Source organism: Nocardia coffeae (assembly GCF_019890715.1).
Taxonomy (GTDB): domain Bacteria; phylum Actinomycetota; class Actinomycetes; order Mycobacteriales; family Mycobacteriaceae; genus Nocardia; species Nocardia jiangxiensis.
Map to the genome: position 1 here is coordinate 501,079 of NZ_JAINZY010000005.1, position 25,950 is coordinate 527,028.

18 protein-coding genes are annotated in these 25,950 nt (G+C 68.9%); 11 read left to right on the top strand and 7 right to left on the bottom strand.

Annotated features, from left to right (window positions below; translation table 11 throughout):
- The first annotated feature begins 121 nt into the window (after positions 1-121).
- Positions 122-838: a DUF8020 domain-containing protein gene (locus K7711_RS21755; protein WP_235747525.1), complete on the top strand. Its 717-nt coding sequence runs from the start codon at positions 122-124 to the stop codon at positions 836-838.
- Positions 839-849: 11 nt separating this feature from the next.
- On the opposite strand, the gene K7711_RS21760 is transcribed toward K7711_RS21755, so the two are convergent.
- The 6 genes from K7711_RS21760 to K7711_RS21785 form a co-directional block, all read right to left on the bottom strand.
- Entirely contained in the window at positions 850-1,692 is an 843-nt protein-coding gene (locus tag K7711_RS21760; RefSeq protein WP_222971240.1) for an NRDE family protein, read from the bottom strand.
- 354 nt (positions 1,693-2,046) lie between these two features.
- Entirely contained in the window at positions 2,047-3,396 is a 1,350-nt protein-coding gene (locus K7711_RS21765) for a S1 family peptidase (RefSeq protein ID WP_222971241.1), read from the bottom strand.
- 111 nt (positions 3,397-3,507) lie between these two features.
- Positions 3,508-4,872, bottom strand: a complete 1,365-nt coding sequence (locus K7711_RS21770) for a S1 family peptidase (RefSeq protein WP_222971242.1) — start codon at positions 4,870-4,872, stop codon at positions 3,508-3,510.
- A 169-nt stretch (positions 4,873-5,041) separates the two neighbouring features.
- Positions 5,042-6,232, bottom strand: coding sequence for a hypothetical protein (locus K7711_RS21775; protein ID WP_222971243.1), 1,191 nt, complete (start codon positions 6,230-6,232; stop codon positions 5,042-5,044).
- Between the two features lie 45 nt (positions 6,233-6,277).
- Positions 6,278-8,791 carry a LuxR C-terminal-related transcriptional regulator gene (locus tag K7711_RS21780; protein WP_308014865.1) on the bottom strand — a complete coding sequence of 838 codons (2,514 nt, stop codon included), beginning with the start codon at positions 8,789-8,791 and terminating at the stop codon, positions 6,278-6,280.
- A gap of 14 nt (positions 8,792-8,805) precedes the next feature.
- On the bottom strand, positions 8,806-10,488 hold the full coding sequence (locus tag K7711_RS21785) for an Hsp70 family protein (RefSeq protein WP_222971245.1): 1,683 nt from the start codon (positions 10,486-10,488) through the stop codon (positions 8,806-8,808).
- Between the two features lie 271 nt (positions 10,489-10,759).
- Here K7711_RS21785 and K7711_RS21790 point away from each other — a divergent pair, with 271 nt between their 5' ends.
- The 3 genes from K7711_RS21790 to K7711_RS21800 all read left to right on the top strand — a co-directional run bounded on the left by K7711_RS21790 (position 10,760) and on the right by K7711_RS21800 (position 16,957).
- Positions 10,760-13,390: an IniB N-terminal domain-containing protein gene (locus K7711_RS21790; RefSeq protein WP_222971246.1), complete on the top strand. Its 2,631-nt coding sequence runs from the start codon at positions 10,760-10,762 to the stop codon at positions 13,388-13,390.
- Between the two features lie 32 nt (positions 13,391-13,422).
- On the top strand, positions 13,423-15,246 hold the full coding sequence (locus tag K7711_RS21795) for a dynamin family protein (protein ID WP_222971247.1): 1,824 nt from the start codon (positions 13,423-13,425) through the stop codon (positions 15,244-15,246).
- A 142-nt stretch (positions 15,247-15,388) separates the two neighbouring features.
- Entirely contained in the window at positions 15,389-16,957 is a 1,569-nt protein-coding gene (locus tag K7711_RS21800) for a dynamin family protein (protein ID WP_308014866.1), read from the top strand.
- A 227-nt stretch (positions 16,958-17,184) separates the two neighbouring features.
- On the opposite strand, the gene K7711_RS21805 is transcribed toward K7711_RS21800, so the two are convergent.
- Positions 17,185-18,333, bottom strand: coding sequence for a zinc-binding dehydrogenase (locus K7711_RS21805; protein ID WP_222971248.1), 1,149 nt, complete (start codon positions 18,331-18,333; stop codon positions 17,185-17,187).
- 257 nt (positions 18,334-18,590) lie between these two features.
- On the opposite strand from K7711_RS21805, the gene K7711_RS21810 reads away from it, so the two are divergent.
- The 7 genes from K7711_RS21810 to grpE all read left to right on the top strand — a co-directional run bounded on the left by K7711_RS21810 (position 18,591) and on the right by grpE (position 25,908).
- Complete coding sequence (locus tag K7711_RS21810) at positions 18,591-19,676, top strand: DUF1707 SHOCT-like domain-containing protein (RefSeq protein ID WP_222971249.1); 1,086 nt, start codon at positions 18,591-18,593, stop codon at positions 19,674-19,676.
- 9 nt (positions 19,677-19,685) lie between these two features.
- Positions 19,686-20,513 (top strand): DUF1707 SHOCT-like domain-containing protein, encoded by an 828-nt coding sequence (locus K7711_RS21815; RefSeq protein WP_222971250.1) that lies wholly within the window; start codon positions 19,686-19,688, stop codon positions 20,511-20,513.
- 103 nt (positions 20,514-20,616) lie between these two features.
- Positions 20,617-21,504 carry a haloalkane dehalogenase gene (locus tag K7711_RS21820; RefSeq protein ID WP_222971251.1) on the top strand — a complete coding sequence of 296 codons (888 nt, stop codon included), beginning with the start codon at positions 20,617-20,619 and terminating at the stop codon, positions 21,502-21,504.
- Between the two features lie 51 nt (positions 21,505-21,555).
- Positions 21,556-22,440: an RNA polymerase sigma factor gene (locus tag K7711_RS21825; RefSeq protein WP_308014867.1), complete on the top strand. Its 885-nt coding sequence runs from the start codon at positions 21,556-21,558 to the stop codon at positions 22,438-22,440.
- 66 nt (positions 22,441-22,506) lie between these two features.
- The gene (locus K7711_RS21830) at positions 22,507-23,151 is read left to right on the top strand and encodes an HhH-GDP family DNA glycosylase (RefSeq protein WP_222971252.1); all 645 of its coding nucleotides are present in this window, start codon (positions 22,507-22,509) and stop codon (positions 23,149-23,151) included.
- Positions 23,152-23,458: 307 nt separating this feature from the next.
- Entirely contained in the window at positions 23,459-25,294 is a 1,836-nt protein-coding gene (gene dnaK, locus K7711_RS21835) for a molecular chaperone DnaK (RefSeq protein ID WP_222971253.1), read from the top strand.
- On the top strand, positions 25,291-25,908 hold the full coding sequence (gene grpE / locus K7711_RS21840) for a nucleotide exchange factor GrpE (RefSeq protein ID WP_222971254.1): 618 nt from the start codon (positions 25,291-25,293) through the stop codon (positions 25,906-25,908). The genes dnaK and grpE overlap by 4 nt, the downstream gene beginning before the upstream one ends.
- The last annotated feature ends 42 nt before the right edge of the window (positions 25,909-25,950 follow it).

Genomic DNA, 25,950 nt, shown 5'->3' on the forward strand with positions numbered 1-25,950 from the left:
CCCGCTCGCCTTTTCGGCGAGCGGGCCGGTGTCGTATATCCGCCCGTGGCGGTAAGCCGGGCCCGATGCCGCCCGTTCGGTTAAGATCACGGCCGAAACTGATGAGGGATTGGAATACCGAATGACGTTCCGCAGAAGCGCTGCGGCTGCGGCCATGGTCATCGGCTCGATGACCGTCGCGCTGGGTACCGCGCACGCCGATCCTGCAACCGCCCGGCCGCAGATCGAATATTCGGCCGCGAAGGTCGGGAAGACGGTCGTCACCAAGCTGAAGAACGGCACGTTCCAGCTGGTCGACAAGCCCGGCGAAACACCCGGGCAGACCCGGCGGGTCGTGAACGTCAAGGATTCGGCCGGGGCCGTCGCGCTCGAACTGCCGCTGGACTTCCGGGTGTCCGGGGTGCGGATCCCGGTCACCCCGGTACTGCGCGCGGACGGCCGCGAACTGGATCTGACCCCGGTCCGTCCCGCCGGAGTGGATCTGAGCAAGCCGATCGCGCCCCGGTTGGTCGGCGCGACCGTCGCCGACAAGCCGCTGCAGGCCCAGCCCGTCGCCTCGGCGGTCGAGAACCAGCGCGCGTTCAACGACGTCGCGACCAAGGCTGGTCTGGCCTTCGCGGTCGGCGGTCTGATCGGCGCGGTGATCGGCGGTCTGGTCGGCTGCGTGCTGACGTTCTGGATCGTGTGCATCCCGGGTCTGATCCTGGGCGGGATCGGCGGCGGCGTGCTGGGCACGATCCTGGCGGGCGGTCCGTCGCTGAATCAGGCGGTCATCGAGCTGCAGAACACGTGGAAGGCGAAGGACGGCACGACCCAGTGGGCGAATCCGGGTCGCTGAGCGGGTTCGGCTCAGTGCGGTAGTTCGAGGCGGCCGCTGAAGGACACCTCGCCCAGATCGTGTCCGCGCATGGCGAAAGATCGCTCGGTGATCGTGAATTCGCCGTTCTCCCGGACCGACAGCACTGTGCTGCACCGGGTTCCGTGATCGGTGCTGGGGATGAACCGCGCCGACACCGTGCGTTCGCGTTCGAGAGACAGTCCGGTGGAAGGCAATTCGTCGTCGGGTGCGATCGTGCGGTCGGCCAGGACGGTGAAGAAGCCGTCCACATCGCCCGGATCGTTCGCGATGACCGCGGCGAGGTCGCGTAGCCCGTCGCGCACCTTCGGCCAGGCCGGTGCGTCGGTATCGGTGCGAACCACGGTGTCGCGCAGGCTGTCCACCGAACCCACCAATGCGCCGTTGGACAGTCCGTGCAGGCCCGGGGGAAGTTCGAGCGGAGTGTGCGCACTGCGATTGCTGTGCCACCACAGCGTCTGCAGATCCGAGACGATCAGGTTGTAACCGTTGTAGTCGTCCGGAGCGTCCGCCACCGCGGTGAGGAACTTCTTCGGCACGGTCTCACCGCGCAGGAAATCCATCAGCAGCGCGCCGCGCGAACGCACATCGGTGCGATCCTCACCCGGTCCGCGCACATTCGTCACCGCCGCGAACCGATGCAAATCGCCCATCAGGCCCAGCCAGGTCCCGGGGATCGCGCCCCCTGCACCCAGATCCCGTCCCGCGAGCAATCCCGCCACCTCGGGCCACCGCCGCATGGATTCGGTGGGGCGGGTGTAGAACTCGTCCCGATTGGCCGCCACGATCAGGCGGTACTCCGGGTGCGCCCGCCACCCTGTCAAAACCAGACACATGCTGTACCTTCGGCCTCCGCTTCGCTCCGGCGGGGCCGAGGCCCCCTGAGGCTCGATTCTTCCCTCCCTCCGCTCCCCCGCTTCGCTCCTGGCGCTCCGGTCAGTCCAGAATCGACCCGGGCCACGGCCTTGGAGTTGGCGTTCCTCGGGTGGACGGAATTCGGTGACCTCGAGGTGTGCCGTCTCTGCTGGAGACACGGTCGGTCCGCCACGATCAGGCACATATATTCAGAATGCCGGATGTCCCAGGATTCCGTAACTGTCCGGCACCGCCGTTGAGCTGCCAATCGGTTCGGCAGTGCAGTATGCGAAAGGGCCGACAGCGTTGTGCTGTCGGCCCTTTCGGCGGGGAGATCAGTTGGTGCGCAGGCGGAGGCCCGGGTTGGCGGACAGGACCGCGCTGAGGGGCTGAGCGAACAGCTGCGGGGCGTTGCCGGTGAGGGCGCCGATCAGGTTGGGGATCTCGCAGATCGGGTAGTCGGCCACCGACGACGCGCTGGACACGCCCAGCGCCTTCGTGCCGGACACCAGCGGGCCGCCGGAGTCACCGGGCAGGGCGCAGATGTTCGCGGAGAACGAGTGCTCCAGGTTGTGATCGCCGACCTGGACTTCCTGGTCGACCGCGCTCACCACACCGCAGCTGAAACCGGTGCGCGAACCCGACTTGCAGACCGGTGCGCCGATGACCGGATTCGCGACGCCGGTGATGGCCAGCGGCGCCTGACCCGGAACGCGAACCAGGTTGTTGCTGAAGCGGCCACGCGCCGCGCTGTTGATCGCGACGATCGAGTAGTCCTGTGCGCCGAGCACCGACTTCTGGAAGGTGCCCAGCTGCGCGCCCAGGTGCTCGCCCGGCGCGACCTCGTACATGGCCGGGGCGTTCGCGGTGCCCGCGGCGGGGATGTTCGGGTCGCAGTGACCGGCGGTGATGTTGACGACGTTGCCGCGGCTGTCGGTGCCGTTGAAACCCGAGGAGCAGATCAGCTGCATCTTGCCCGCGACCGAGGCGTACGCGTCACCGGCGGCGACCTGGGTGGTGCGCATCTGCCCGGCGACGGCCGAAGCCTTGGCGATATCGGACTGCTGCGGGCCGGTCGGCGCGGCGGCCATCACGATCACCCGCGCCGGATCGATGAATCCGGGCATCGGCAGTCCGGCCTTGTCGACCCGGACCGCGAGCGCGTTGTTCACGGTGTCGATCACCGCGCCGCGCACCTTCTCCGACACCGACTTGGGCTGTCCGGACAGCCACTGCTGGAAGGCGTTCTTCTCGCTGCGCAGCGCGGTCTCGGTCTTGGCGACCTGCTTGACCTGGTATCCGGCCTTGGTGGCGGCCTTGCTCGCATCGTCGTGACCGGCGCCGGGAGCCAGCGCGATCACGGCCTTGCCGGCGTCGTTCAGCCAGGCGCCGGCGAAGGTCTGCGGGTACTCCCGCTGCGCGGTGGTGGAGAAGTCGCTCACGTGCTGCGCCAGATCGGCCCGGTGCAGGTACTCCTGCGGGGAGATCTTCAGATCCCGCTGCACGGCCGTGGCCAGGTCGACCGGCAGATTCGGCGTGGGAGCCTTGGCCGGATCGGCGGATGCCGTTGCCGCGAGCGGGCCCAGGACCAACATCGCCGCCGAGGCGGCGACCGCAGCATTGCGGAAACGGTTGCGCGAGCCGCGTCGGGCAGCGCGCGAGGGCAGATGGCGTGGCAGGAGCATGTGCCGACTATATGGGTTTCGCACTCTGATGCCTACTTATCACGTCGGGTAATCGGCTGCGCGGGGACACACGCCGAAATCGTTCAGTAGAAATTCACGGACAATCCACACTTATCCGGCATTCGGGCGTACCCGGACCGAGATCCCCGAGCCGAGCCCGCCGCCGGACCTGGCGTCGATATCGGAGAGGATCGACCGGATCGGGATACCCAGCGAGGCCGTGCCGCCGTACTGCGCGAGGTCGATATTGGCCGCTTTGCAGTCCGGTGCGTCGGCCGCGTTCGAACCGCTGGTGATGCCGAGAGCAAGCGTACCGGTCACGATCGCGCCGCCGCTGTCGCCGCCCAGCGTGCAGGCCGAACTGGCGAAACCGCGCACTGTCTTGGATTCGCCCTCCGCGGTGTACAGCTGCGTCTCCACCCGGTCCGCGACGACGTAGCCACAGGTGAACGTCGAGGACTGACCGGACTTGCACACCGGTGCGCCGGTCACCGGCTCGGCGGTGCCGGTGAGGGTGAGCGTGGTGCCGTTCGCGCCGCGCACCGAAGGCTTGTCCATCCCGGCCTTCACCGCGCGGTCGGTCAGCTTGATCACCGAGTAGTCCAGGCCGCTCGACCCGCCCAGCTGGGCGTTCACGAACGAACCCGCCTGCGGGCTCGACTTGAGGTTGCGCGGATCGGGCACCCACACCCCGGCCTGCTGATTGCCTTTGCCCAGATTCGGATCACAGTGTCCCGCACTGATATTCAGCGCGGTGCCGTGCGAGTCGACACTGTTGAAACCGAACGAGCACACGTCGACGGTCTTGAGCTGGGAGTCGTTCAGCGAGGTGGGCGCGCTGATGTAGGTGTCCCCACCCATCGGGTGGTGGTCGACCGGGCCGCCGGCGTCGGGGGACAGGATCACCTTCACATTGGCGATCAGCGTCGGCAGGTTCAACAGATGTCCGGCCGGTGTATTGGCGACGGTCAGCACCAGCTGGCTGTTCAGAAAGTCGATCGCCACCGAGTTGATCGCCGAGGAGACCTGGCGGGGCAGGGTGTTGATCCACTGGGTGAGCTGATCGAGCGAGCCCTCCAGCTTGTCCGCGGAGATCGGAGCCAGCCGGGTCTGATATCCGGCCGAGGACGCGGTGTGAGCGGCCTCCAGCGAGGTGACGGCCATGGTCGGTTTGCCGTCCCGGGTCATCCAGGCACCGGCGAACTGCTCCGGGTGCGCGGACCGGAACTGGCGGGCGTAGTCGCGCAACTGCTGGGCCTTGGCAGCGCGATCGAGGTACTGCGCCGGGGTCATCTTCAGATCGCGTGCGATGGCCTGCACCAGCGTCGGCGGTAACTGATCGGCTTTGAGCTGCGCAGCCGGGGCGGGTGCGGCACTGGCGGTTGTGGTACCGAGCAGGGGACTCAGGAGCAGGGTCGAGGCGATTGCGACGGTGGAAGCTTTGACCGTTGCGCGACGGCCCGTCAACTTGCGCATGAAGTCCCTTCGTAAGGCACCCGATCGTGCCGGTAGATCCGGGGGCCGTGTTTCGTTGCGCGACAACGACCCTCGCTCTGCTGCTGACCGCACCCTCCGGTCGGAGCCGGATTATTACGGTCAGCGCATCACTTTAAGGCACAAACGCGCGAAGTTCGCTATGAACCGATCATGGAATGTTCGCTGACGGGAAACCGTAGGTCGGCGGCATCGGGAACGTCGGGTAGGGATCGAAAGTGTATGGAAAGTACGGCGATTGGCTCGGTGTGGTGTACCAGGGGTCGTTCGGGTCGGTGGTGGCGCTCGGCTCCGTCGTCGGCGTGCCGGTCGGAGCAGAACCGGGCGGCGTCGTGGCGGGCGGCGCGCTGCTCGGCGGTGGCGGAACGGCGGTGCGCCGGACCGGGGGCCGCGGGACGACCGTGACCGGGGCGCGCGTGATGGCGACCGGGGTGCGCGTGGTGGTCGTGGTCGGCTGGCTCGTCGGGGTGAGGTCCGAACGGGCGTCGGGCACCGTCGGCGTCGGCGTCGAATCGCCGCCGCCCAGCAGCAGCGCCACCGCGATGCCGCCGAGCAGCAGGCCGATCGCGGCGGCCGCGGCGATCAGCATCGGGATGCGTTTGGCGTCGGCGGGGGCGGGGGGTGTGACGACGGCCGGGGCCACCTTGGTCGCGGTCGGCTCCGCGGCCGGGGCGGGCGGCGGTACGGCCGCGGCCGACCGGTCGACCGGGATGGCCGCGGAATACGCCTGCGCCATCGGATCTACAGTGCGGATCGCGGGCAGCACGTCGGTGGCTTCGAGCGGGTTCTCCGCGTGCGTGGGATCCGGCGGGGTGGTGCCCGCCGGGGTGGACAGCACCGCGTCCAGCGCACCCTGTGCCGCCGCGGCGGCGATCTCCCGGCCCGTCTGCGCGTCGGGCAGGATCGCCTCGCTGATCAGCACCACCGACCGCAGGCCCAGATAGTCCAGGGCATCACGCAGCGCCAGGACCTGCGCGGCGGGCCAGTCCGCGGGATGGACCGCGTAGAACTCGGCGGGACCGCTCAGATGCTCGGCCGCCAGATCGATCAGGCAGAACAGGGCCGTGGCCATCAGGTCCTCGCCCCGATACGCCTCGCCGTCGTCGACGCTGATACCCGTCGGATCGCCGACCGCCGCGGTGAATCCGGTGATGGAGTGCGCCGGTCCGGCCGGAGGGTCACCGCCCAGCGCGGTATCGCCGTCCTCGGACATGTGCAGGACCGATTCACGCACCACGAAATACGGCTCGGACGACTCTTCTCCGGGTTCGCCGCCTCCGCCTGTGACGATGGCCGCCAGGCATTCGTCGTCGGCGATTCGCAGGCCCACCCCTGTGGCCATCCTCGTTACCTCGCTCTGGTCCAATCCGGTTCGTACTCGCACCGCCTACACGAGCAGCGAACCGTGCCCCATGGCGCGAAGCATCGACAATAGCTCCGAACGCGACCCGGCCCCGATCCGACGTCGGATGCGCGCGACATGATGCTCCACCGTCTTCGCCGAGATGTACAGCCGAGCGCCGATCTCGCGGTAGGTCATCCCGAGCAGGACCAGCTCCGCGACCTCGCGTTCCCGGTCGCTCAACACCGGCCCCGGGGTGGTGGTCACGGGTTCGGGGCGTTCGGGCCGGGCCGGGACCGCCGGATCGATCGGGCGTTGCGGTGGACGGGCGTCGGCGCGGATGGTGCGAGCCAGTTTGAGCAGCGCGGTGGAGGCCGCCGGATCGCTGCCCGCCAGCGCCGCCTCGCTGGCCAGCCGGGCGGCATCCCAGCTCAACCCGATCTCGGCGAGCCTGCGCACCGCGGCGGTGACCCGGTCGCGGTCGACTTCCCCGCGCAGCACCAGGATCCAGGTGCGGCCCGCGTCGGCCAGGATCGCGGCGTGCGGATCACCGGTCTCGGCGGCGGCCTTGAGCTGCTGGGCCGGTGGCAGCAGTTCGTCGGGGCACATCCGGGCGATCGCCGCCTGAATCGCGTACCAGTGGAAGGCATTCGCCCACGCGGGCGGATTCCCCGAGCGGCACAGCAACTCTCGCGCCCCCTCGACCAGTGCGGCGATCCGGCCCTCGTCGTTGAGCCGGATACCGGCCAGCCACAGTTCGCCGATCGGCAGCAGCGCCGGCAGATCCGCGCCGACTTCGTCGAACAGCGGATGAGCGGCCTGCCAGGCGAGCGTCAGGGCGGTGTGATCGCCGCCGCGGCGGGCCAATCCGATCCGGACGCCGTGTGCGAGCAGACGTTCCCGCGGCGGGAGTGCGGTGAGGTCCACCTCGGCGATCAGCGCCGCGGCGGTCTGTTCGTCGCCGCCGAGCATCGCGGTCCACGCCGCGAGGACCGGGTAGGCGTGGGCGGTGTTGCTCAGCGCGTCCGCCGCGCGCTGCGGTTCGCCCATGCTCAGGCACAGCAGGGTGGCGATGGAGGTCGCGGTGTAGGGGACGAAGCGGTCGGGGTCGGGGGAGGCGTTGTCCGCGCGGGCGGCCTGGATCAGTGACGATGCGGCGGAAACCGCTGCGGCGCGGCCGGAGTCGCTGATCGTGCGGGACAGGGCGTCGGCGATCAGGCTCGAGCGGGCGGTGGCCTCGGTCGGCGGCCACTGGTCCGCCGAGGCCGAGAGTGCCGCGGCGGCTTCGGGATCGCCGGACAGGTACTGCACGCTCGCGCCGAGCGCCCAGTCGACGCCCACCCGGTCCGGTCCGAGCCAGCTGTACAGCCGGGCGGCGCGGGCGGCCAGGCCGCGGCGGGTCCACACTCCGGCGCAGATCCGCACGGCCGCAGCCAGATCCGTGCGCGGAACGGCCGGATCGGCCAGGATCGGTTCGGCCAGTCGCAGTGCGGTGTCACCGTCGCCGGTGCGGGCGGCGGCCTCGGCCCAGCGGATCGCGATGGATCGCCGGTCCGCGCCGCTGCGTTCGGCCGCGGTGTAATAGCGGACCGCCTCGTCGCCCGCGTTTTCCGCTGCGGTGCAGAGGAATTCGGTGAGCCGGGGGTCGTGGACGCCGGATTCGGCGAGCAGCAGGGCGGTGTGATCGCGCAGCAGTCCGGCATCCAGACGGGCTTGCAGCAACCGTCGCTGCACGGCCAGGTAGCGGCGGTCGCCGACCAGCGTGCGCAGCGGGGCCTCCGCCGCGGCCAGCAGCAGATCGGCGTCGGTCACCAGTGCCGTCGCCCGTGCTCGATCGATGAGATCCCTTGCGGTGGAATAGTTCTTCCCGAGGATCTCGGAGAGTTCGTCGGGGTCCAGACCGGTGCCGGTGGTGGCGACGACGAAGACGTCCAGCAGATCCGGATCGGCGTCCTCGAGCATCGAGCGCGCCCAGGCGCTGACGGCCCGGTCCACCGCGGCGATCCCCGCGTCGAGCCGGGTGGCGCTGGCCGCGGACAGCGTGGCGACCACGCCGCCGTGGATTCCGGCGGTCCGGCGGTGCACGTGTTCGACGATCGCGCGCGGGGCCATCATGCCCAGCTCGCGGGCGAACGGGGCGATATCGCTCACGCCGAGCGGGCGCAGGTCGGTCACTCGGCCACGTCGGGACACCGCGTCGGCGAGCGTGCGCAGGGCGGTGTCGTGCGGGCGCGGGCGGGTCGCCACGATGATCGTGCCGCAGTCCGAACCTATTGCCGCGCTGAGTTTTTCCAGCTCGATCGGGTCGAGGGTGTGCGCGTCGTCGAGGATCAGCACGGGCCGGGCGCCGGGCGCCAGTGCCTCGGCGACGGTGTCGCAGGTGGGGATGCCGCGGGCGCGTAGGCGCGTGCGGACCGCGCCGAGCAGGGTGGATTTGCCCGTCGCCGCGCGTCCGCGGATCAGGTGGACGAACCCCTCGTCGTCACCGGATTCCAGTTCGCGCAGGATATCTCGTGCCCCGGGCAGCGACTCGATCGCGACGGGGGGATTTCCTACCACCTGTTGACCGCCTTTCACTTGCCCGTCTGTGGAAGTATTCGACTCGGTGCCTGCAGTACCGTGCCGAGCGTGCTGCCCGCTTGGTTCAGCGGGTTGGTACCGGAATTGCCCAGCGGTGCACTGGGAATGGTCGGTGCGGCCGGGACCGTCGGTGCGGCCGGCGGCTGGATCGCCGGGACGGTGATCACCGTGACCGGTTGTTGCGCTGCGGTATTCGGCGACTGGGCCGAATTCGCCGGGGCCGCTGGGGATTGCGATTGGGGAGCGGCCGTGCCCGCCACCGGTGCGGCGTTCGCGGAGGTGGGGGTTCCGTTCCGGGTGGTGGCCGAATTCGCCGCCGGCGCCGCGGAGGCGACTGCGCCACCTGATGCCGCGCTGGGCGCCGAGGTGCCCGAGGGGGCGTTGGTGGTGGTCGTGCTGCTCACGGTCGCGGGGGAACTCGTCGTCGGAGTGGTGGTGCCCAGTGCCAGCGTCCCGGTGGCCAGCGCCGCTGCCGCGATCGCCGCGACGGCGATCAGGATCACCCGACGTCGCGACCCGGATCGGTCGACGGTGGTGTCTTGCGGAAGTGCGGGTAGAACGGGGGTCTTCGTTGCCGCGGGGAGGTCCGGGACGGCATCGACCGATCCATCGGGCGCGGGCCGCGCCGCTGCCGCGCTGTGCAGGACCGCATCACCCGAGGCCAGGGCGATGGTCTGCGGAGCCGCCGACTCGGCGAGCAGTTCGGCCGCCAGCAGCGCCGCGCCCGACGCACTGGTGTGCGCCGGATCGTCGGCGGCGACCACCGGGATGCCGAATTCGGTCGAGATCAGCTCGGTGACCAGCGGAATCGCTGCGCCGCCGCCGGTCAGCAGAATCCGGCCGACCGAATCGCGACCCACCCCGGCCCGGTGCAGCACCTCGTGGATCAACTCCAGCGAGGTCGACAGGGGGCGGCGGAGCAGATCCTCGAGTTCGTCGCGGACCAGGCGGACGTCGCGGGAGATGCCCGGCAACCGGACCGGGACCGATGTGGCGGTATTTCCGGACAGTACTTCTTTGGCATTTCTGCTGCGCTGCCGGACAATGGCCAATTCCTGCTCGGCCGCCGGATCGAACGGATCGAAATCGTTATCACCCACGGCATTTGCCAGCACGTAGCGCATGATCAACAGATCGAATTCGTCACCGCCGACCGCGGTGGAACGCACCGATTCCGCGCGCGGTCCGCCACCGGGGCCGGTGTCGGCCACCGAGACGGTCAGGCCGGTCGCGCCCAGGTCGTAGACCACCACGATCGTGCCATCGGCGAGATCGTGTGCGGTCTCGAGCCAGCGCACGGCCGCCGCGGGTTCGGGAACCAGGACGACATCGCCGCGGCCCGCGCGATCGAGCGCCGCGCGCTGGGTCCGCACCGCGTGCGGCGACCACCAGGCCGGAAATGCGGCCACCGTGCCGGCGGGGTCGATATCGCGCACCGCCGCGCCGATGGCCTCGGCGAGCAGATCGGCCGGGGCCAGGGCCCGCCCGTCATCGGTGCGGATGTCCACCGGATCCCCGACCCGCGCGGGCAGGGTGCGCGCCAGATCCGGCGCCAGCCCGGGAGCCGTCGGCCGGGTACGGACGGTGAATCCGCCCGTCCGGCCGGAAGCCGCCGCTGTCACGGCGACCGTTTGTGACGACCCGGCGGTGAGGCCGAGCGTCAGGTCCTGAGTCATCGGAGAACTCCTGTCGTTCCGAGCACGTGGTGCGGTGAATCGGCGAGTTCTGCGGTCTGCCGACCTAACGAGCCTTTCGGCCGCCGGGGACCCCCCGTTACCGGTGTTCGGGGGATTGCGGGGAAATTCCCCTAATCGGCGACATACCCCCAACGCGACCGGTGTCGATATGAGGGGGTTTCACCCCGTTTCGCGTTGTCGCGGGGGTTTCTAGCGTCGAAGGCAATTCGACTACCGCGGATCACCAGGGTCCGCCGATCCAGGAGACGCGATGACCCCGAACGCCATTCTCGAATTCATCCTCGCCCTACTCCGCGACCACGAGGCCGCCACGGGTTACTGCATCAACCCCACCGAGGCCCTCAGCGCCGCCGGACTCGGCGCGGTCACTCCCGAGGACATCGCCGCCGTCGCGCCCATGGTCGCCGAATCGGCCCTGGTTTCCGGGGGCGATCAGCTCGCGGCGATCATCGCGGCAGGTTCCGGCGCGCAGGTTGGTGGGAGCGTGGGTGCCGGTGCCGGTGCGGGGGCTGGTGTCGGGCTCGGCACTGGTGTCGGAGTTGGCGCGGGGCTCGGTGGAGCTATCGGCACCGGTGCCGACCTCGGCGCGGGACTCGGCGCCGATATCGGTGCGGGCCTCGGAGCAGCCGCAGGTCTGGGCGCCGAAGCCGCCGCCGGACTCGGTGCTGCCGCTGGACTCGGCACCGAAGCCGCACTCGAAGTTGGCGCAGCTCTGAGCGCGGCCGCCGCCGGACTCGGTGCGGGCCTCGGAGCAGGTGCCGGTCTCGGGGCCGGTGCTGCTGCCGGTCTGGGCGCTGGTGCTGCTGCCGGCCTTGGGGCAGTGACCGCTCTCGGGGCCGAAGCTGCTGCCGGGCTTGGTGCGGTCGCAGGTCTGGGCGGTGAAGTAGCTGCGGGTCTGGGTGGTGAAGCGGCCGCCGGACTCGGTGCGGTCGCAGGTCTCGGCGGTGAAGCGGCCGCGGGTCTCGGTGCCGTCGCCGGTCTCGGCGCTGCGGCCGCGGCTGGACTCAGCGCCGAAGCCGCACTCGCCGCGAACGCCGCCGCGCAGTCCGCCACCGCCCTGCAACTGGGCCTCGGCGTCGACACCGCCGTCGGAACCGCCGCCGACCTCGGCACGCAAGCAGCGGCCGGCCTGACCTCGGCAACCAACCTGGTCTCCACCGGAGATCTGACGGCTGCCGTCGACACCGGCCTCGAATCGGCTGCGAACTTGGGCGGTGAGTTGGGTGCCGGTCTGGAGTCTGCTGCCAACTTGGGTGCCGGGTTGGGATCGGTTGCGGACCTCGGTGGTGAGGTGGGCGCCGGGTTGGGCTCGGCCGCGAACCTGGGGGCCGAGTTGGGTGCTGGTCTGGAGTCGGCCGCGAACCTCGGCGGTGAGTTCGGCGCCGGTCTCGGGGCGGCCGAGAATCTCGGTGCCGGGTTGGATTCCGCCGCCGGCCTCGGTGGCGAGTTGAGCACCGAGCTGGGCGCCGGATTGGAGTCGGCTGCCGGTGCGGATGCGACTGCGGCGCTCGCAACCGGTCTGACCGGCGGAATCGGTGCTCTGGCAGGTGGCGCGGCAGCACTGGGCGACGCGGCGAGCGCATTGAACACAGGACTCGGTGCGGACGTGACCGCATCGACCACCGGCCTGACCACCGCCGCCGGTGATATCGCCGGGCTGGGCGCGCAGGTCGGAACGGGACTGGAGAGTGGGCTCGCATCGCAGGTCGGCGGTGCTGTGAACGTCGGGAGCGAACTGTCCACAGGTTTGTCGGCCGCGGCGAATTCGGTACTGCAGGCTGGGGATGATCTGTCCACAACCTTGTCGTCGAGCGCGGATTCGGCATTGTCGGCGGGGACCGGGTTGTCCACCAGCCTGTCGACCGGTGTGGATGCTGCGGTGCAGGCGGGGACCGGTCTTTCCACAACCCTGACCACGGGCGTGGATTCGGCATTGCAGACCGGGAACGGTCTGTCCACAACCCTCGCGACGGGGCTGAATTCGGGACTGTCGACGGCGGCCGAATCCGCGGTGCAGGCCGGTGGTGGGCTCTCCACGGCGCTCTCGGGTGGCGCCGATTCCGCGCTGCACACCGAGAGTGGGCTTTCCGCAGCGTTGACGGGGGCCGGGGATTCGGGATTGCAGGTCGGAAGTGGTCTGTCCACAACGTTGTCGACCGGTGCGGACTCGGTGCTGCACGCGGGTAATGGCCTTTCGACCACGTTGTCGGCTGGTGCCGAGTCGGCTGCGCAGGCGGGTGGCGGGCTTTCGACGACGTTGTCTTCGGGAGCGGATTCGGCGTTGCATGTGGGCAGTGGGTTGTCCACGACGTTGTCGACGGGTGTGGATTCGGCGGCGCACGTTGGAAGTGGTTTGTCCACAACGCTTTCGACCGGTGCGGATTCGGCTGCGCATGCCGGGAGTGATCTGTCCACAGTTGTGTCGTCGGGGATGAATTCGGCGGTTTCGGCTGGGACGGGGTTGTCCACAGGTCTGTCGGGTGCTGGTGGGGCGACTGTGCACAGCGGTGGAGATCTGAGTGTGTCCGATACGGCGGGGACGGCGCTGCATGCGGGGACCGGGCTCGGGGTGAATGTGGGCGGCGCGACCGACAGTGCGGTGCACAGTGCGTTGGGAGTCGATGGAACCACCGCTGCCGCAGCGAATCCCTGGACGAGTGTGGATGTTTCGCATGCGTTCGGGAACGGCGTCGACTCGACTCTGGGCGCCGCGACGCACAGCACGATCGACAGCACGCTGAGTGCCGGCGGGAACGGCTCCCTCGGTGGCGGGCTGGATTCCACGCATACCGCGGGTACGGGGTTGTTCGGCGATACCACCGCCGCGACGACGACCGAGACGCATCCGGGTGTGGATATCACCGGCGGATTGCTGCACTGAGCGGAATACGGCGAGGAGAGCGAGCAGCAGATATGGGAACTGTGGTGGTGGACGAATCAGCATCCGGCACAACGGCATTGCCGTTGCCGAACCTCCTGGCGGAGACGATCGCGGCCGCGCGCGCCGCGGATCGGGGCGATCTGGTCGGACGGCTGGAGACGCTGGCCGAGCGGGTGCGCGATCCGCGGCGCCGGATCGTGGTGGCGGGCCTGGGAAATCAGGGCAAGAGCCAGTTCGTCAACGCGCTGTTGAATCTCGAGATCAGCCCGGTGGGTGATGACGCCACCACCACGGTTCCGCTACTGTTCGCGTACGGGCCGCAACCGCAGGCCGAGGTCGTTCTGGCCGGGCCGGACGGGAGTTCGGCACAGGAACAGCGAGTTCCGTTGCCGCTCAGTGAAATTCACACCGTCACTCCGCATTCGCACGGACGGGTGACGAGGCTGGAGGTTCAGGCGCCCAACCCGCTGCTCGCGGAGGGCATCGTCCTGGTGGACACCCCGGCCGTCGGCGGCCACGGAACCTTCGGCGCGGCAGCGGTACTCGCGATGGCCCCGGCCGCCGACGCGGTGCTGGTCATCTCGGACGCGTCCACCGAACTCACCGAACCCGAGGCCGACCTGCTGCGGCAGATCACCGAACTGTGTCCGGCCACGGCCCTGCTGCTGGGCAAGATCGATCTGTATCCACACTGGCGGCAGATCCTCGAGGCCGATCGGGAACACCTGCGGCGCAACGGTATCGAGGCGCCGATCCTCCCGGTGTCCGCGCTGCTGCGCAGCCACGCCCTGCGCCTGCAGGACGAGCAGCTCGGCCGCGAATCGGGTTTCGGTGAACTCTACGATTTCCTGCGCGAACAGGTGGTCGCGCGTGGACGCGAAGCCACCCGGCGGGCCGTCGCGCTCGACATCTCCGCTGCCGCAGAGCATCTGGCCCTGGCCCTGAGCAGTGAACTGGTCACGCTGAAGGATCCCGAGCGCGGCGAACTGGCCGTGCGCGAACTGCGCATGGCCAGGACCCAGGCCGAGGAACTCTATCGGCGAACCGCCACCTGGCAGCAGACTCTCGGCGACGGCATCACCGATCTGACCGGCGATATCGACCACGACCTGCGCGAACGTCTCCGGAATATCGGCCGCACCGCCGAGGACTGGATCGACGAGAACGATCCGGCCCGGCACTGGGACCGGATCGAGGAGTGGCTGACCGCGACGACCGATACCGCCATCGGCGACAACCTGCTGTGGACGCACGCGCGGGCGGTCCAGCTGGCCGAACGGGTCGGCGAACATTTCCTCGAATTCGGCGGCGTGGAACTGCCCGCCCTGCGTCAGGGCCTGAATCCCACAGACGCGGGATCGGTGACGCTCGCGGATCTCGAACCCGACCTCGGCCTGGGCCACAAACTCCTGGTCGGTATGCGCGGCTCCTACGGCGGCATGGTGATGATCGGCCTGGCCAGCACGGTCGCCGGTCTGGCACTGATCAATCCGTTCTCCCTCGGTGCGGGTGTTCTGCTGGGCGGCAAGGCATTCCGCGACGACAAGCGCGAACGCCTGACCCGCCGCCGAGGCGAGGCGAAGACGGCCGTGCGCCGCTACCTCGACGACGTCAGCTTCGAGGCGGGCAAACAGTCACGCGATCGCCTGCACCGCATTCACCGCCTCCTGCGCGACCACTTCACCGGTATCGCCGACCGCAGCCTCCGCTCGATCAACGACTCCCTGCAGGCCACCCAGGACGCCGCGGGCATGGAGAACGCCCGCCGCGCCGCCCGCTGCACCGAATTGGAACAACAGCTGGGGACCGTCGCACAGTTGCGCCGCCATGCCGACGCGCTGCTCCCGCCGGGATGACCCTGAGGAATCGCAGAGGTTTGTGTGATGCTGCTGCCGGGCTGACCGTGGGGATCGGACCGGATCGGCTGGGGGATGTGATCCTCGGGATGATTTGTGTGGTTCGTAGCGAATTCACAGCGGCGCTGGTTACTGTGACCGCGTGAATGACGAGGTCGAAGGCGTGCGGCAGGGGATCGTGCCGGAGGCGCGGGCGTTGCTGGCGGCCGCGCGACGGGCGTTCGCGGGGCAGCCGCATGCGGCGGGGCTGTTGGACGACTGTGCGCGGCGGCTCGATCAGCCGTTGCGGGTGGCGTTGGCGGGGCAGCTGAAGGCGGGCAAGTCGACGTTGCTCAATGCCCTTGTGGGACAGGACATCGCGCCGACCGACGCGACCGAGTGCACCCGCATGGTCACCTGGTATCGGCACGGTTCCACGCCGCGGGTGGGCGCGATGTCCGCGGACGGGGCCCGTGCCGATGTCGTGGTGCGCCGCAGGCCCGGCGCGGACGGGCTGCCGGGCGCACACGGCCTGACCTTCGACCTGTCCGCACTGCGCTGGCCCGCCGGTGCGCGGCGCGAGGTCGACCATCTCGCCGTCGAGTGGCCCGCCGCGACGCTGGCTCGCACCACGATCATCGACACCCCGGGCATCTCCTCGTTGTCCCGGGCCGTCTCGCGCCGGACAGAACGACTGCTCGCCGACGAGACGGCCGATGACACGCTGCCCGCCGCGGATGCCGTGGTCTATCTGCTGCGTCGGCTCGACGCCGCGGACATCGGTTTCCTGGAGCAGATCGGCACGGGCGAACACGGCCCGCTGGGCGTGATCGGCGTGGTCTCGCGCGCCGACGAGATCGGTTCCGGCCGCATCGACGCACTGCATTCCGCGCGTGACGTGGCGTCTCGATTCGCCGGTGAGCTGGAGCGAACGGGCTTGTGCCAGGAGGTCATTCCGGTCGCCGGGCTGCTCGCCTTCGCCGCGGCCACCTTGCGTCAGCGCGAGTTCGACGCGTTCGAGGCATTGGCCGCGGTCCCGGTGGACGATCTCGGACTCGCCCTGCTGTCCGCGGACCGATTCGCCGGTCCGGATCTGTCACTTCCCGTGCCGCCCCCGCTGCGCGCCCACCTGGCCGCGCGATTCGGACTGTTCGGAATTCGCCTGGCGGTCACGTTGATTCGCCTCGGTGCGCGCGACTCATCCTCCCTGGCAACGGAATTGACCAAACGAAGCGGTCTCGAAGAACTACGCACCGTGCTCGACGTGCAATTCGCCCAGCGCGCAGATCAATTGAAGGCGCATTCGGCCCTGACCGGACTGGCCCGAGTGCTGACCGCACATCCGGGCACCGCCGCCGATCAACTCCTGCCCCGCGTCCGCACACTCCTCGCCGACGTGCACGGCTTCGCCGAACTCCGCCTCCTGGGCCACCTCCGTACCGACGAATTACCCTTGCCCCCAGACGATCTCACCGAACTCCACCGCCTCATCGGCGGCACCGGCGTCGCCGCCCACCTCCGCCTCGGCCTCCCTTCGGACGCGACCTCCCGCCACCTCCGCGACCAAGCCCTGTCCGCGGTCCGCAAGTGGCGATCCCGCGCCGCCCACCCCCTCGCCGACCAATTCACCGCCACCGCCTGCCGCACCGCCGCCCGCAGCGCGGAGGGCCTGCTCGACCTCCTCCAGGACCCGCCCACCACCCCGTTCGCCCGAATCACCCCACCCCGCTGATCCACCCGTCCCACCAGGCGCGCAACTCGCTGTCACCCCCGCGCCGATCGGTGTGATCAGATGCCGCATCCGCTCGGCGTCGAGGGCACGGTCGACTGGCGCCTGAGCGTTGATTCGCGGGGTCAGCCGATCCGTCCGAGTTCGGCGCCCGGCACACAATTCGTGTGTGCCTGAGCACCGATTTGCGTCGTCACCGGGGCGAAGCGTGTGCCCCGCGCCGAATACGCTCACGAGGCGCCGGGGTCGATCAGGATCTTGGCGTGCTGGTCCGGGTGGGCGAGGGCGGTGAAGGCGTCCTGGACGCCGTGCAGGCCGACGGTTCCGGTGATCAGGGGCGCCGGATCGACCTTGCCGTCGGCGATCATGTGCAGGGTGTCGCGGAATTCGCCGGGGTCGTAGCCGAAGGCGAACTGCAGGTCGAGTTCCTTGTTGATGGCCATGGCGGGGCGGAAGTGGTCGGTCTGCATGCAGACGCCGACGACGACGATCCGGGAGCGCGGCGGGGCTGCGGTGACGATCTGCTCGATCATGCCGGGAACGCCGACGCATTCGAACACCACCGGACCGGCCGGGTCCAGACGGAGTGTGTGCGCCATCCGGAACAGGTGCCACCAGGGCAGATTCGGGACGCGACGCAATTTCTCCATGGCGTCGAAACCGAGGTTCAGGATATCGGTGACGCCCTCGATCCGGCCGGTGCGCGGGCCCGCGGTCCAGGGCTGTTCTATCTTGGGATCGACCACCGCGTCCGCACCGCAGCGCGCGGCCAGTTCCCGGCGGCGCGTGGAGAAGTCACTGGCGACGACGGTGTGCACGCCCGCCGCCTTCAGCATCGAGATCACCGCGAGACCGATTGGACCGCAACCGATCACGAAGGCGGTCTGCTTGCTGCCGATCCGGCTGCGGCGCACCGCGTGCCAGGCCACGGCCATCGGTTCGGTGAGGGCGGCCAGGTCGTCGGACAGGCCGTTCGGGATCGGGAACGTCATCGATTCCTGCACCAGCACCTGTTCGGCGTAACCGCCGGGCGCGGCCTCGGACAGTCCGGTCAGCTGCGGCGCCCGCCCGGCGCGCAGGATCGGCAGGGCGACCACCCGGGTGCCCGACTTCCAGCGTTTGCGGCAACCGCGACCGTAATCGACTATCTCCCCGCAGAATTCGTGCCCGAGCACGACCCGCTGATCGGACCGCATGAACCCGTCGTACCCGGTCGCGACGGCCAGGTCCGCGAGTTCGTCGCAGTGCACCCGAGCATGCAGATCCGATCCGCAGATCCCGCACCGCCGCACGGCGATCACGGCTTGCCCCGGACCGGGTTCGGGCGCGGGGATTTCGGCGACTTCGAGCTCGCCTTCGGAACAGACCACCGCCTTCATATCCGAAACCGTACCGCGCGGTCACCGAGGGTGACATGGACTTCGCCGCACCCGTCGGCGCACTCGAGTGCGGACCGGCGTGGCCGGGTGCCTCGACCATGGGACAACGCGTCACCTCGAACGATCCCGCGGCACAGCAGTGTCCGGTTGCCGTCCGGTGACCGGCGCGCGACCGATACGGGACCAATGGTCGTCGGAATCCTCGAAGCCGGTCGATCCGGCTCCGGTGCAGGTCGTCGACGTTCTAACATCCAGGTGTGAGCTCGCGATCGTCCGACAGGCCGGAAATGCCGAATGCGGCCTCGGGCGGGATGCGAGCTCGCGATATGGACCGGGTTCGGGTCCGCACGCTGCTCGACGCCGCCTATGCAGAAGGTCAGCTCGGAGCCGAGGAGTATCACGATCGCTCCGACCGCGCCGGGACCGCCCGCACGATCGGACAGCTGCGGGGACTGGTGGCGGATCTGCAACTCCCGGCGGATGTGGCGGGCTGGTCCGAGCCGCCGCGGCCGAATCCGGCGCACCGGATCGGACGGTATCCGGACCACATCCGGGCCCGCGACGAGGATCGCGATCTGACCTGCCGTGCCCTGGACGTGGCCTTGGCCGACGGGCAGCTCTCGACCGAGGAACACCGCACCCTCACCGAGCTGACCACCGAGGCCCAGACCCTGGGCGATCTCGCCGGACTGACCGAAGACCTGCAGAAACCCGCGCCCGCACCGATCGATCCGCGCTCGAAGATCCGGCCGCGGGCGGCCTGGTTCGCCGGTGCGATGGTCGTCGTCGCCATCGCCGCGGCGGTCGGCGGTTACCGGCTGGCCCATCGATCCGCACCGCCGCTCGCACCCGTGGCGGCTCCGGCGCCGCAGGCCGTGCAGCCGCTGGTGATCGAGACGCCCGATCTGACCACCGCCGCCGGATTCGACAAGTTCCGGAGCCGCTACCGGGCGAAATTCGGCGATACCGTGGTCGACCGGGTGAGTCTGTTCCCCGAGTACGCCTCGATCGATCGCACCACCCTCGCGCAGCCGAATCGGGTCGCCGACTACGACTATCGGGGCGGATTCCTGGCCACGAGTGCGGTGACGACTCGGCAGAAGGACAAGCCGATCCTCGATCTGGCGACGGTGAACGTGGCCGCGCTGGGTGATCTGATCAGCCGCTCGGTCGCGATGACGAAGGTCGAGGGCGGCGCCGTGAGCCACATCATCATGGATGTCGACAGCATCACCGAGGCGCCGACGATCAGCATCTACGTCGGCAACAAGTTCAAAGAAAGCGGATATCTCGAGGCCACGCCCGCCGGGCAGCTCATCCGCGTGTCCCCCTTCGGCGATTAGGCGCAGCTGATGCAAACCTCCCGTTCCGCGACGTCCGGGCGTACCGGTTCGTCTTCGGGAACCGTGAACGGCGCACTGCGCGTTCGTGATTCGGATCGTGTGGATGCCTGTGCGGTCCTGGACGCCGCGCGTGCGGACGGCCAGTTGACCGAGTCCGAACACGCCGAGCGCACCCGATCCGCGATGCGCGCACGCACCTTCGCCCAGTTGGACGCCGTTCTCCACGATCTGCAGATCCCGGCGAATCTGGTCGATACGCCGGTGGCCAGCCCGGCCCGACGCCGCTCCTCGCGGCGATGGCTGTTGGCGACCGCCGTGGTGGTGGCCGCGGCGCTGATCGGCATGCTGTGCGGCTGGGCGAGCAGCGACGACGGACCCGTCGCGAGTCTCGAGACGACGGATATGACGACCGCCGCCGGAATCGAAGCCTTCTTCGCCGCCTATCGCGCCCATTTCGGCGACCTGCGCGCGGACGAGATCGTCCTGCACCCGAACACCGCGTCGATCGAGCGGCCCGCCGCGAACGACCCGTCGAAGTCCGAAAGAATCTCGTACCGAGGGAATTTCGACAGCTGGACGACCACCGGACGTCAGCCGGATCTGCAGCCGATCGATCTGAGCACGCTCGACATCCCGAAACTGGCCGCCCTGCTGGCCGGTGCGGCGCAGTCGGTCGGCGCGCCCGAGGCATCGATCAGCCACGTGATCATCGACCGAACCACGCTCGGCGAGGGGAACCAGCCGGTCGTGACCATCTACATCCAGGGCCCGCACAGCGGATACCTCATGGTCGACCTCACCGGCGAGCCGCTGTACATCGCCAAGGCGCACGCCTAGCGGCCGGTCCAGTGTGTGATGCACATCACTTGAAAGCCCTGTCACGACGACGTCGCAGGACGTGTCCAACCCGGTGTAAGCACTTCAACCGGAAGGATCCGCGATGCCTGCCATCGACGTTCTCGACTCGTTCATCAACTACACCGACACCGGCGAGGGTGGCGTGCCGGTGGTTTTCCTGCACGGCAATCCCACGTCTTCGTACCTGTGGCGCAACGTGATTCCGCATGTGAGCGGTGCGGTGCGGACGCTGGCGCCGGATCTGATCGGGATGGGGGAATCGGGTAAGCCCGATATCGCTTATCGGTTCGCCGACCACGTGCGCTATCTGGATGCCTGGTTCGATGCGCTGGGGCTGGACGAGGTCGTGCTCGTCGGGCACGACTGGGGTGGGGCGCTGGCCATGGACCGGCTGGCGCGATATCCGGAGCGGGTGCGCGGGATCGCCGTGCTCGAGACCTTTCTGCGCCCGCTGAGCTGGGCGGAGATGCCGCCGCAGGGCGCGGAGCTGTTCCGCCGGTTCCGCTCGCCGGAGGGTGAGCAGCTGATCTTGCAGGAGAACATGTTCATCGAATTCAACCTGCCCTTCGGCGCGAAGAGTCTGACCCCGGCCGATCTGGACGTCTACCGCGCGCCGTACCCGACGCCCGAGTCCCGTCGCCCGATGCTGATGTGGCCCAGGGAGATTCCGTTCGACGGCGAGCCCGCGGACGTCGCCGAGATCATGGTGAACTACGGCCGCGCGATGGCCGACACCCCGCAGATCCCGAAACTGCTGATGGCCGTCGAGAACGGCATCGGCATGGGTGGGAACGAGACTATCGATTGGGCGAGAACCACATTCGCCAACATCGAGACGGCCGGCATCGGCCCCGCGGGACATCACGCGCCCGAGGATCAGCCCGATGCGATCGGCACGGCGGTGGCGCGGTGGCTGCGCGCGCACGACCTGTCCGGAGCTGCCACGTCGGCCGAGGTGATTTCGCACTGAGTGGGCGTCCCCGTGCTTGCGTGACCGGCCGATCCGTCGAACCATGGTGGGGTGAGCATCGGATCGGCCGCAGCGCCGTTCACGCAGGAGCCCGTCCCCGGCGAGGCGGATCTGGTCGCGCGGGCGGTCGCCGGTGACGCGGCCGCGGTCACCGAGGTGGTCCGGCTGCTGCAGGATCCGCTGTACCGGCTGGCGCTGCGGATGACCGGCCGCCCGCCCGACGCCGAGGACGCCACCCAGGAGATCCTGCTGCGCGTGCTGGACAAGCTGTCCACCTGGCGCGCCGAGGCCCGGCTGCTGACCTGGGCGTATCGCATCGGCGTGAACCATCTGCTGAATCTGCGCCGCCGCAGCCCGCAGGAACGCGCCCAGCTCTCCCTGGACGAATTCGCCACCGATCTGCGCGACGGGCTCGCCGAACAGGATCACCGCGGCCCCGAGGCGACCCTGCTGACCCGCGAGGTCCGCCTGACCTGCAGCCAGGCCATGCTGCAGTGCCTGAGCCGGGACGAGCGCGTCGCCTTCGTGCTGAGCGAGGTCTTCGAATTCGACTCGTCCGCGGCGGCGTGGATTCTCGGCACGACGCCGGTCGCCTATCGAAAACGTCTGCAGCGAGCCAAGAAACGCCTCGGCGACTTCCTGAACTCCACCTGCGGCCTGGCGAATCCGAAGGCCGCGTGCCGTTGTGCCCGCCGCGTCGACAAGGCCGTCGAACTCGGCCGCGTCGACCCTCGCCGCCCCGCCTACGCCACCCACTCGATCACCCCCGGCGGTCGCACGGCCGCCGCCGCCGAACAACAGATGATCGGCCTGCACGACGCCGCGGCCGTACTGCGCGCGCATCCGGACTATGCCGCGCCCGAGGCGCGCAGGGATGTGGTCGCCGCCCTGCTCGATTCGGGACGTTTCCCGATGCTGGAACCTCCGCGCGACTGAGTCGGCGCGCGGTGGTCAGTGCCGCGGTTCCGGGTAGGCCGATCGAAAGAAAGGCAGGTACACCCGATGAGCAGAACGGATATCGTGCGGGCGCTGCTGGATCGCGCCGGTACCAGCTATGCCCGGCAGGCCGGGATCGAACCGGCCGACGAACCCGCGCCGCTGTTCCAGCTGCTGATGCTCGCGGAATTGCTGAGCACCCGCATCTCCTCGGATATCGCGGTCGCCGCGACCCGGGAGCTGATCGACTCCGGCTTCACCACCCCGCGACTCGTCGCCGAGGCCGACTGGCAGGACCTGGTCGATGCGCTGGGCCGCGGGCACTACCGGCGCTACGACGAATCCACGGCCACCCGCCTCGGCGGCAACGCCACCTTCCTGCTCGAGCGCTATCACGGTGATCTGCGCCGTCTGGCGAGCGACGCGGACGAGGATCCGGGTCGGCTGGCCGAGCTGCTACAGCAGTTCAAGGGCATCGGCCCGGTCGGCGCGGATATCTTCCTGCGGGAGATCCAGGACGTGTGGACCTGGGTGCGGCCGCATTTCGACGATCGGGCCAGGCAGGGAGCCGAGCGGCTGGGTCTGCCCGCCGATCCGGCGAGTCTGGATCGGCTGAGTCCGTCGGGTCGCGATGCGGAATTCGCCGCCGCACTGGTGCGTGTCACCCTCGACCGCGATCTCGCCGACGCGGTGCTCGCCGAGGCTGGATAGTCCGAAACCTCGTCTACCAGGAGGTTTCGGTCGCCGAGGCGGTCTGGGAAAATAATTCGGCCGGGCGGGAATGGATGAGGCGGGCCGCTCGTTGGACTGGATCGACGCAAAGTTGAGCGTCTAGGACTCAAGTTATTGGTTGACTCGGACCCCGAGTGCATGCAAGATTGAGTCGACCACGCTCAGTATTGCTGAGGACCGTGCTCCAGGCGGTGTCGGGGTGAGGTCCGGTGGTTGCCGTCAGGCAGCCGCGGCAGGCGTCTGCCCTGCATCGCCACATATAGGTACGTCACATAGGAGGAACACAATGGCTCGTGCGGTCGGTATCGACCTCGGGACCACGAACTCTGTCGTCGCCGTTCTCGAAGGCGGCGAACCGGTCGTCGTCGCAAACTCGGAAGGATCGCGGACGACTCCGTCGATCGTCGCGTTCGCGAAGAACGGCGAGGTACTCGTCGGCCAGCCTGCCAAGAACCAGGCCGTCACCAACGTCGATCGCACCATCCGCTCGGTCAAGCGCCACATCGGCACCGACTGGAGCGTGGACATCGATGGCAAGAAATACACCCCGCAGGAGATCAGCGCGCGCGTGCTGATGAAGCTCAAGCGCGACGCGGAGTCCTACCTCGGTGAGGAGATCACCGACGCGGTCATCACCGTCCCGGCGTACTTCGAGGACGCCCAGCGCCAGGCCACCAAGGAAGCCGGCCAGATCGCCGGTCTGAACGTGCTGCGCATCGTCAACGAGCCCACCGCCGCGGCCCTGGCCTACGGCCTGGACAAGGGCGACAAGGAACAGACCATCCTGGTCTTCGACCTCGGTGGCGGCACCTTCGACGTCTCGCTGCTGGAAATCGGCGAGGGCGTCGTCGAGGTCCGCGCCACCTCCGGTGACAACCACCTCGGTGGTGACGACTGGGACGAGCGCGTCGTGCAGTGGCTGGTGGACAAGTTCAAGTCCAGCAACAGCATCGACCTGACCAAGGACAAGATGGCGATGCAGCGGCTGCGTGAGGCCGCGGAGAAGGCGAAGATCGAGCTGAGCTCCTCGCAGAGCACCTCGATCAACCTGCCTTACATCACCGTCGACGCGGACAAGAACCCGCTGTTCCTGGACGAGCAGCTGAGCCGTTCGGAGTTCCAGAAGATCACCTCCGATCTGCTGGACCGCACCCGTCAGCCGTTCCAGTCCGTCATCAAGGACGCCGGCATCTCGGTCTCCAATATCGATCACGTTGTGCTCGTCGGCGGTTCGACCCGTATGCCCGCCGTTTCCGAGCTGGTCAAGGAACTGACCGGTGGGCAGGAGCCCAACAAGGGCGTGAACCCGGACGAGGTCGTCGCCGTCGGCGCCGCCCTGCAGGCCGGTGTGCTCAAGGGTGAGGTCAAGGACGTCCTGCTGCTCGATGTCACCCCGCTGTCGCTGGGTATCGAGACCAAGGGCGGCGTGATGACCAAGCTCATCGAGCGCAACACCACCATCCCGACCAAGCGGTCGGAGACCTTCACCACGGCCGATGACAATCAGCCGTCGGTGCAGATCCAGGTGTTCCAGGGTGAGCGCGAAATCGCTTCGCACAACAAGCTTCTGGGCTCCTTCGAGCTGACCGGTCTCCCGCCGGCCCCGCGCGGCGTGCCGCAGATCGAGGTCACCTTCGACATCGACGCCAACGGCATCGTGCACGTGACCGCGAAGGACAAGGGCACCGGCAAGGAGAACAAGATCAAGATCCAGGACGGCTCCGGCCTGTCCAAGGAGGAGATCGACCGGATGGTCAAGGACGCCGAGGCGCACGCCGCGGAGGACAAGACCCGTCGCGAGGAGGCCGAGACCCGCAACCAGGCCGAGTCCCTGGTGCACCAGACCGAGAAGTTCATCAAGGACAACGAGGACAAGGTGCCCGCGGATCTCAAGGGCAAGGTCGAGTCGGCCATCACCGAGGCCAACGAGGCCCTGAAGGGCACCGACATCGAGGCCATCAAGACCGCGGTGGAGAAGTTGGCCACCGAGTCGCAGGCCCTGGGTCAGGCGATCTACGAGGCGTCGTCGGCCGATGCGGCAGCGTCGGGCAACGGTGCTGCTCCCGAATCCGATGACACGGTCGTCGACGCGGAGGTCGTGGAAGAGCCGGAGAAGAAGTGACGGAAAACAATCCGGAATCCGAACCGGTCACGATCGTGGACAACCGCAAGGTCGATCCGGTCACTGGTGAGGTTCGCCAGGCCGCGGCGTCGCAGGACGCCGCGGCCGAGGGCGGAGCCGAATCGGCGGCCGAGGCCGAGGTGCACGCCGATCCGGTCAGTGCCGAATTGGCCGAGCGCACAGCCGATCTGCAGCGCCTGACCGCCGAATACGCCAACTATCGGCGGCGGACCGAACGCGACCGCAAGGCCGCGATCGATACCGCCAAGGCGTCGGTCGTCACCGAGCTACTCGGTGTGCTGGACGATCTGGATCGCGCTCGCGCACACGGCGACCTGGAATCCGGGCCGCTGAAGTCCGTGGCGGACAAGCTGTCCGAGGCGCTGCAGAAGCAGGGGCTCGAGCAGTTCGGCACGGAAGGCGAGTCGTTCGACCCGACCCTGCACGAGGCCGTGCAGCACGAGGGTGAGGGCCACGATCCGGTGATCGGTGTCGTGATGCGCAAGGGGTACCGCTTCGGCGACCGGGTGCTGCGGCACGCGCTTGTCGGAGTGACCGACGGGGTAACAGATCTGGTGACAGGAAATGCTGGCACCGATGACGACGACCATTGAGCAGCGAACATGTGAGCTGACCGGGGCGGTGGGGTGGGGGTA

Excerpts from the sequence above, each read along its gene's own strand:
- K7711_RS21755 (WP_235747525.1), top strand. The coding sequence starts at position 122 with ATGACGTTCCGCAGAAGCGCTGCGGCTGCGGCCATGGTCATCGGCTCG.
- K7711_RS21760 (WP_222971240.1), bottom strand. The coding sequence starts at position 1,692 with ATGTGTCTGGTTTTGACAGGGTGGCGGGCGCACCCGGAGTACCGCCTG.
- K7711_RS21765 (WP_222971241.1), bottom strand. The coding sequence starts at position 3,396 with ATGCTCCTGCCACGCCATCTGCCCTCGCGCGCTGCCCGACGCGGCTCG.
- K7711_RS21770 (WP_222971242.1), bottom strand. The coding sequence starts at position 4,872 with ATGCGCAAGTTGACGGGCCGTCGCGCAACGGTCAAAGCTTCCACCGTC.
- K7711_RS21775 (WP_222971243.1), bottom strand. The coding sequence starts at position 6,232 with ATGGCCACAGGGGTGGGCCTGCGAATCGCCGACGACGAATGCCTGGCG.
- K7711_RS21785 (WP_222971245.1), bottom strand. The coding sequence starts at position 10,488 with ATGACTCAGGACCTGACGCTCGGCCTCACCGCCGGGTCGTCACAAACG.
- K7711_RS21790 (WP_222971246.1), top strand. The coding sequence starts at position 10,760 with ATGACCCCGAACGCCATTCTCGAATTCATCCTCGCCCTACTCCGCGAC.
- K7711_RS21795 (WP_222971247.1), top strand. The coding sequence starts at position 13,423 with ATGGGAACTGTGGTGGTGGACGAATCAGCATCCGGCACAACGGCATTG.
- K7711_RS21805 (WP_222971248.1), bottom strand. The coding sequence starts at position 18,333 with ATGAAGGCGGTGGTCTGTTCCGAAGGCGAGCTCGAAGTCGCCGAAATC.
- K7711_RS21815 (WP_222971250.1), top strand. The coding sequence starts at position 19,686 with ATGCAAACCTCCCGTTCCGCGACGTCCGGGCGTACCGGTTCGTCTTCG.
- K7711_RS21820 (WP_222971251.1), top strand. The coding sequence starts at position 20,617 with ATGCCTGCCATCGACGTTCTCGACTCGTTCATCAACTACACCGACACC.
- K7711_RS21830 (WP_222971252.1), top strand. The coding sequence starts at position 22,507 with ATGAGCAGAACGGATATCGTGCGGGCGCTGCTGGATCGCGCCGGTACC.
- dnaK (WP_222971253.1), top strand. The coding sequence starts at position 23,459 with ATGGCTCGTGCGGTCGGTATCGACCTCGGGACCACGAACTCTGTCGTC.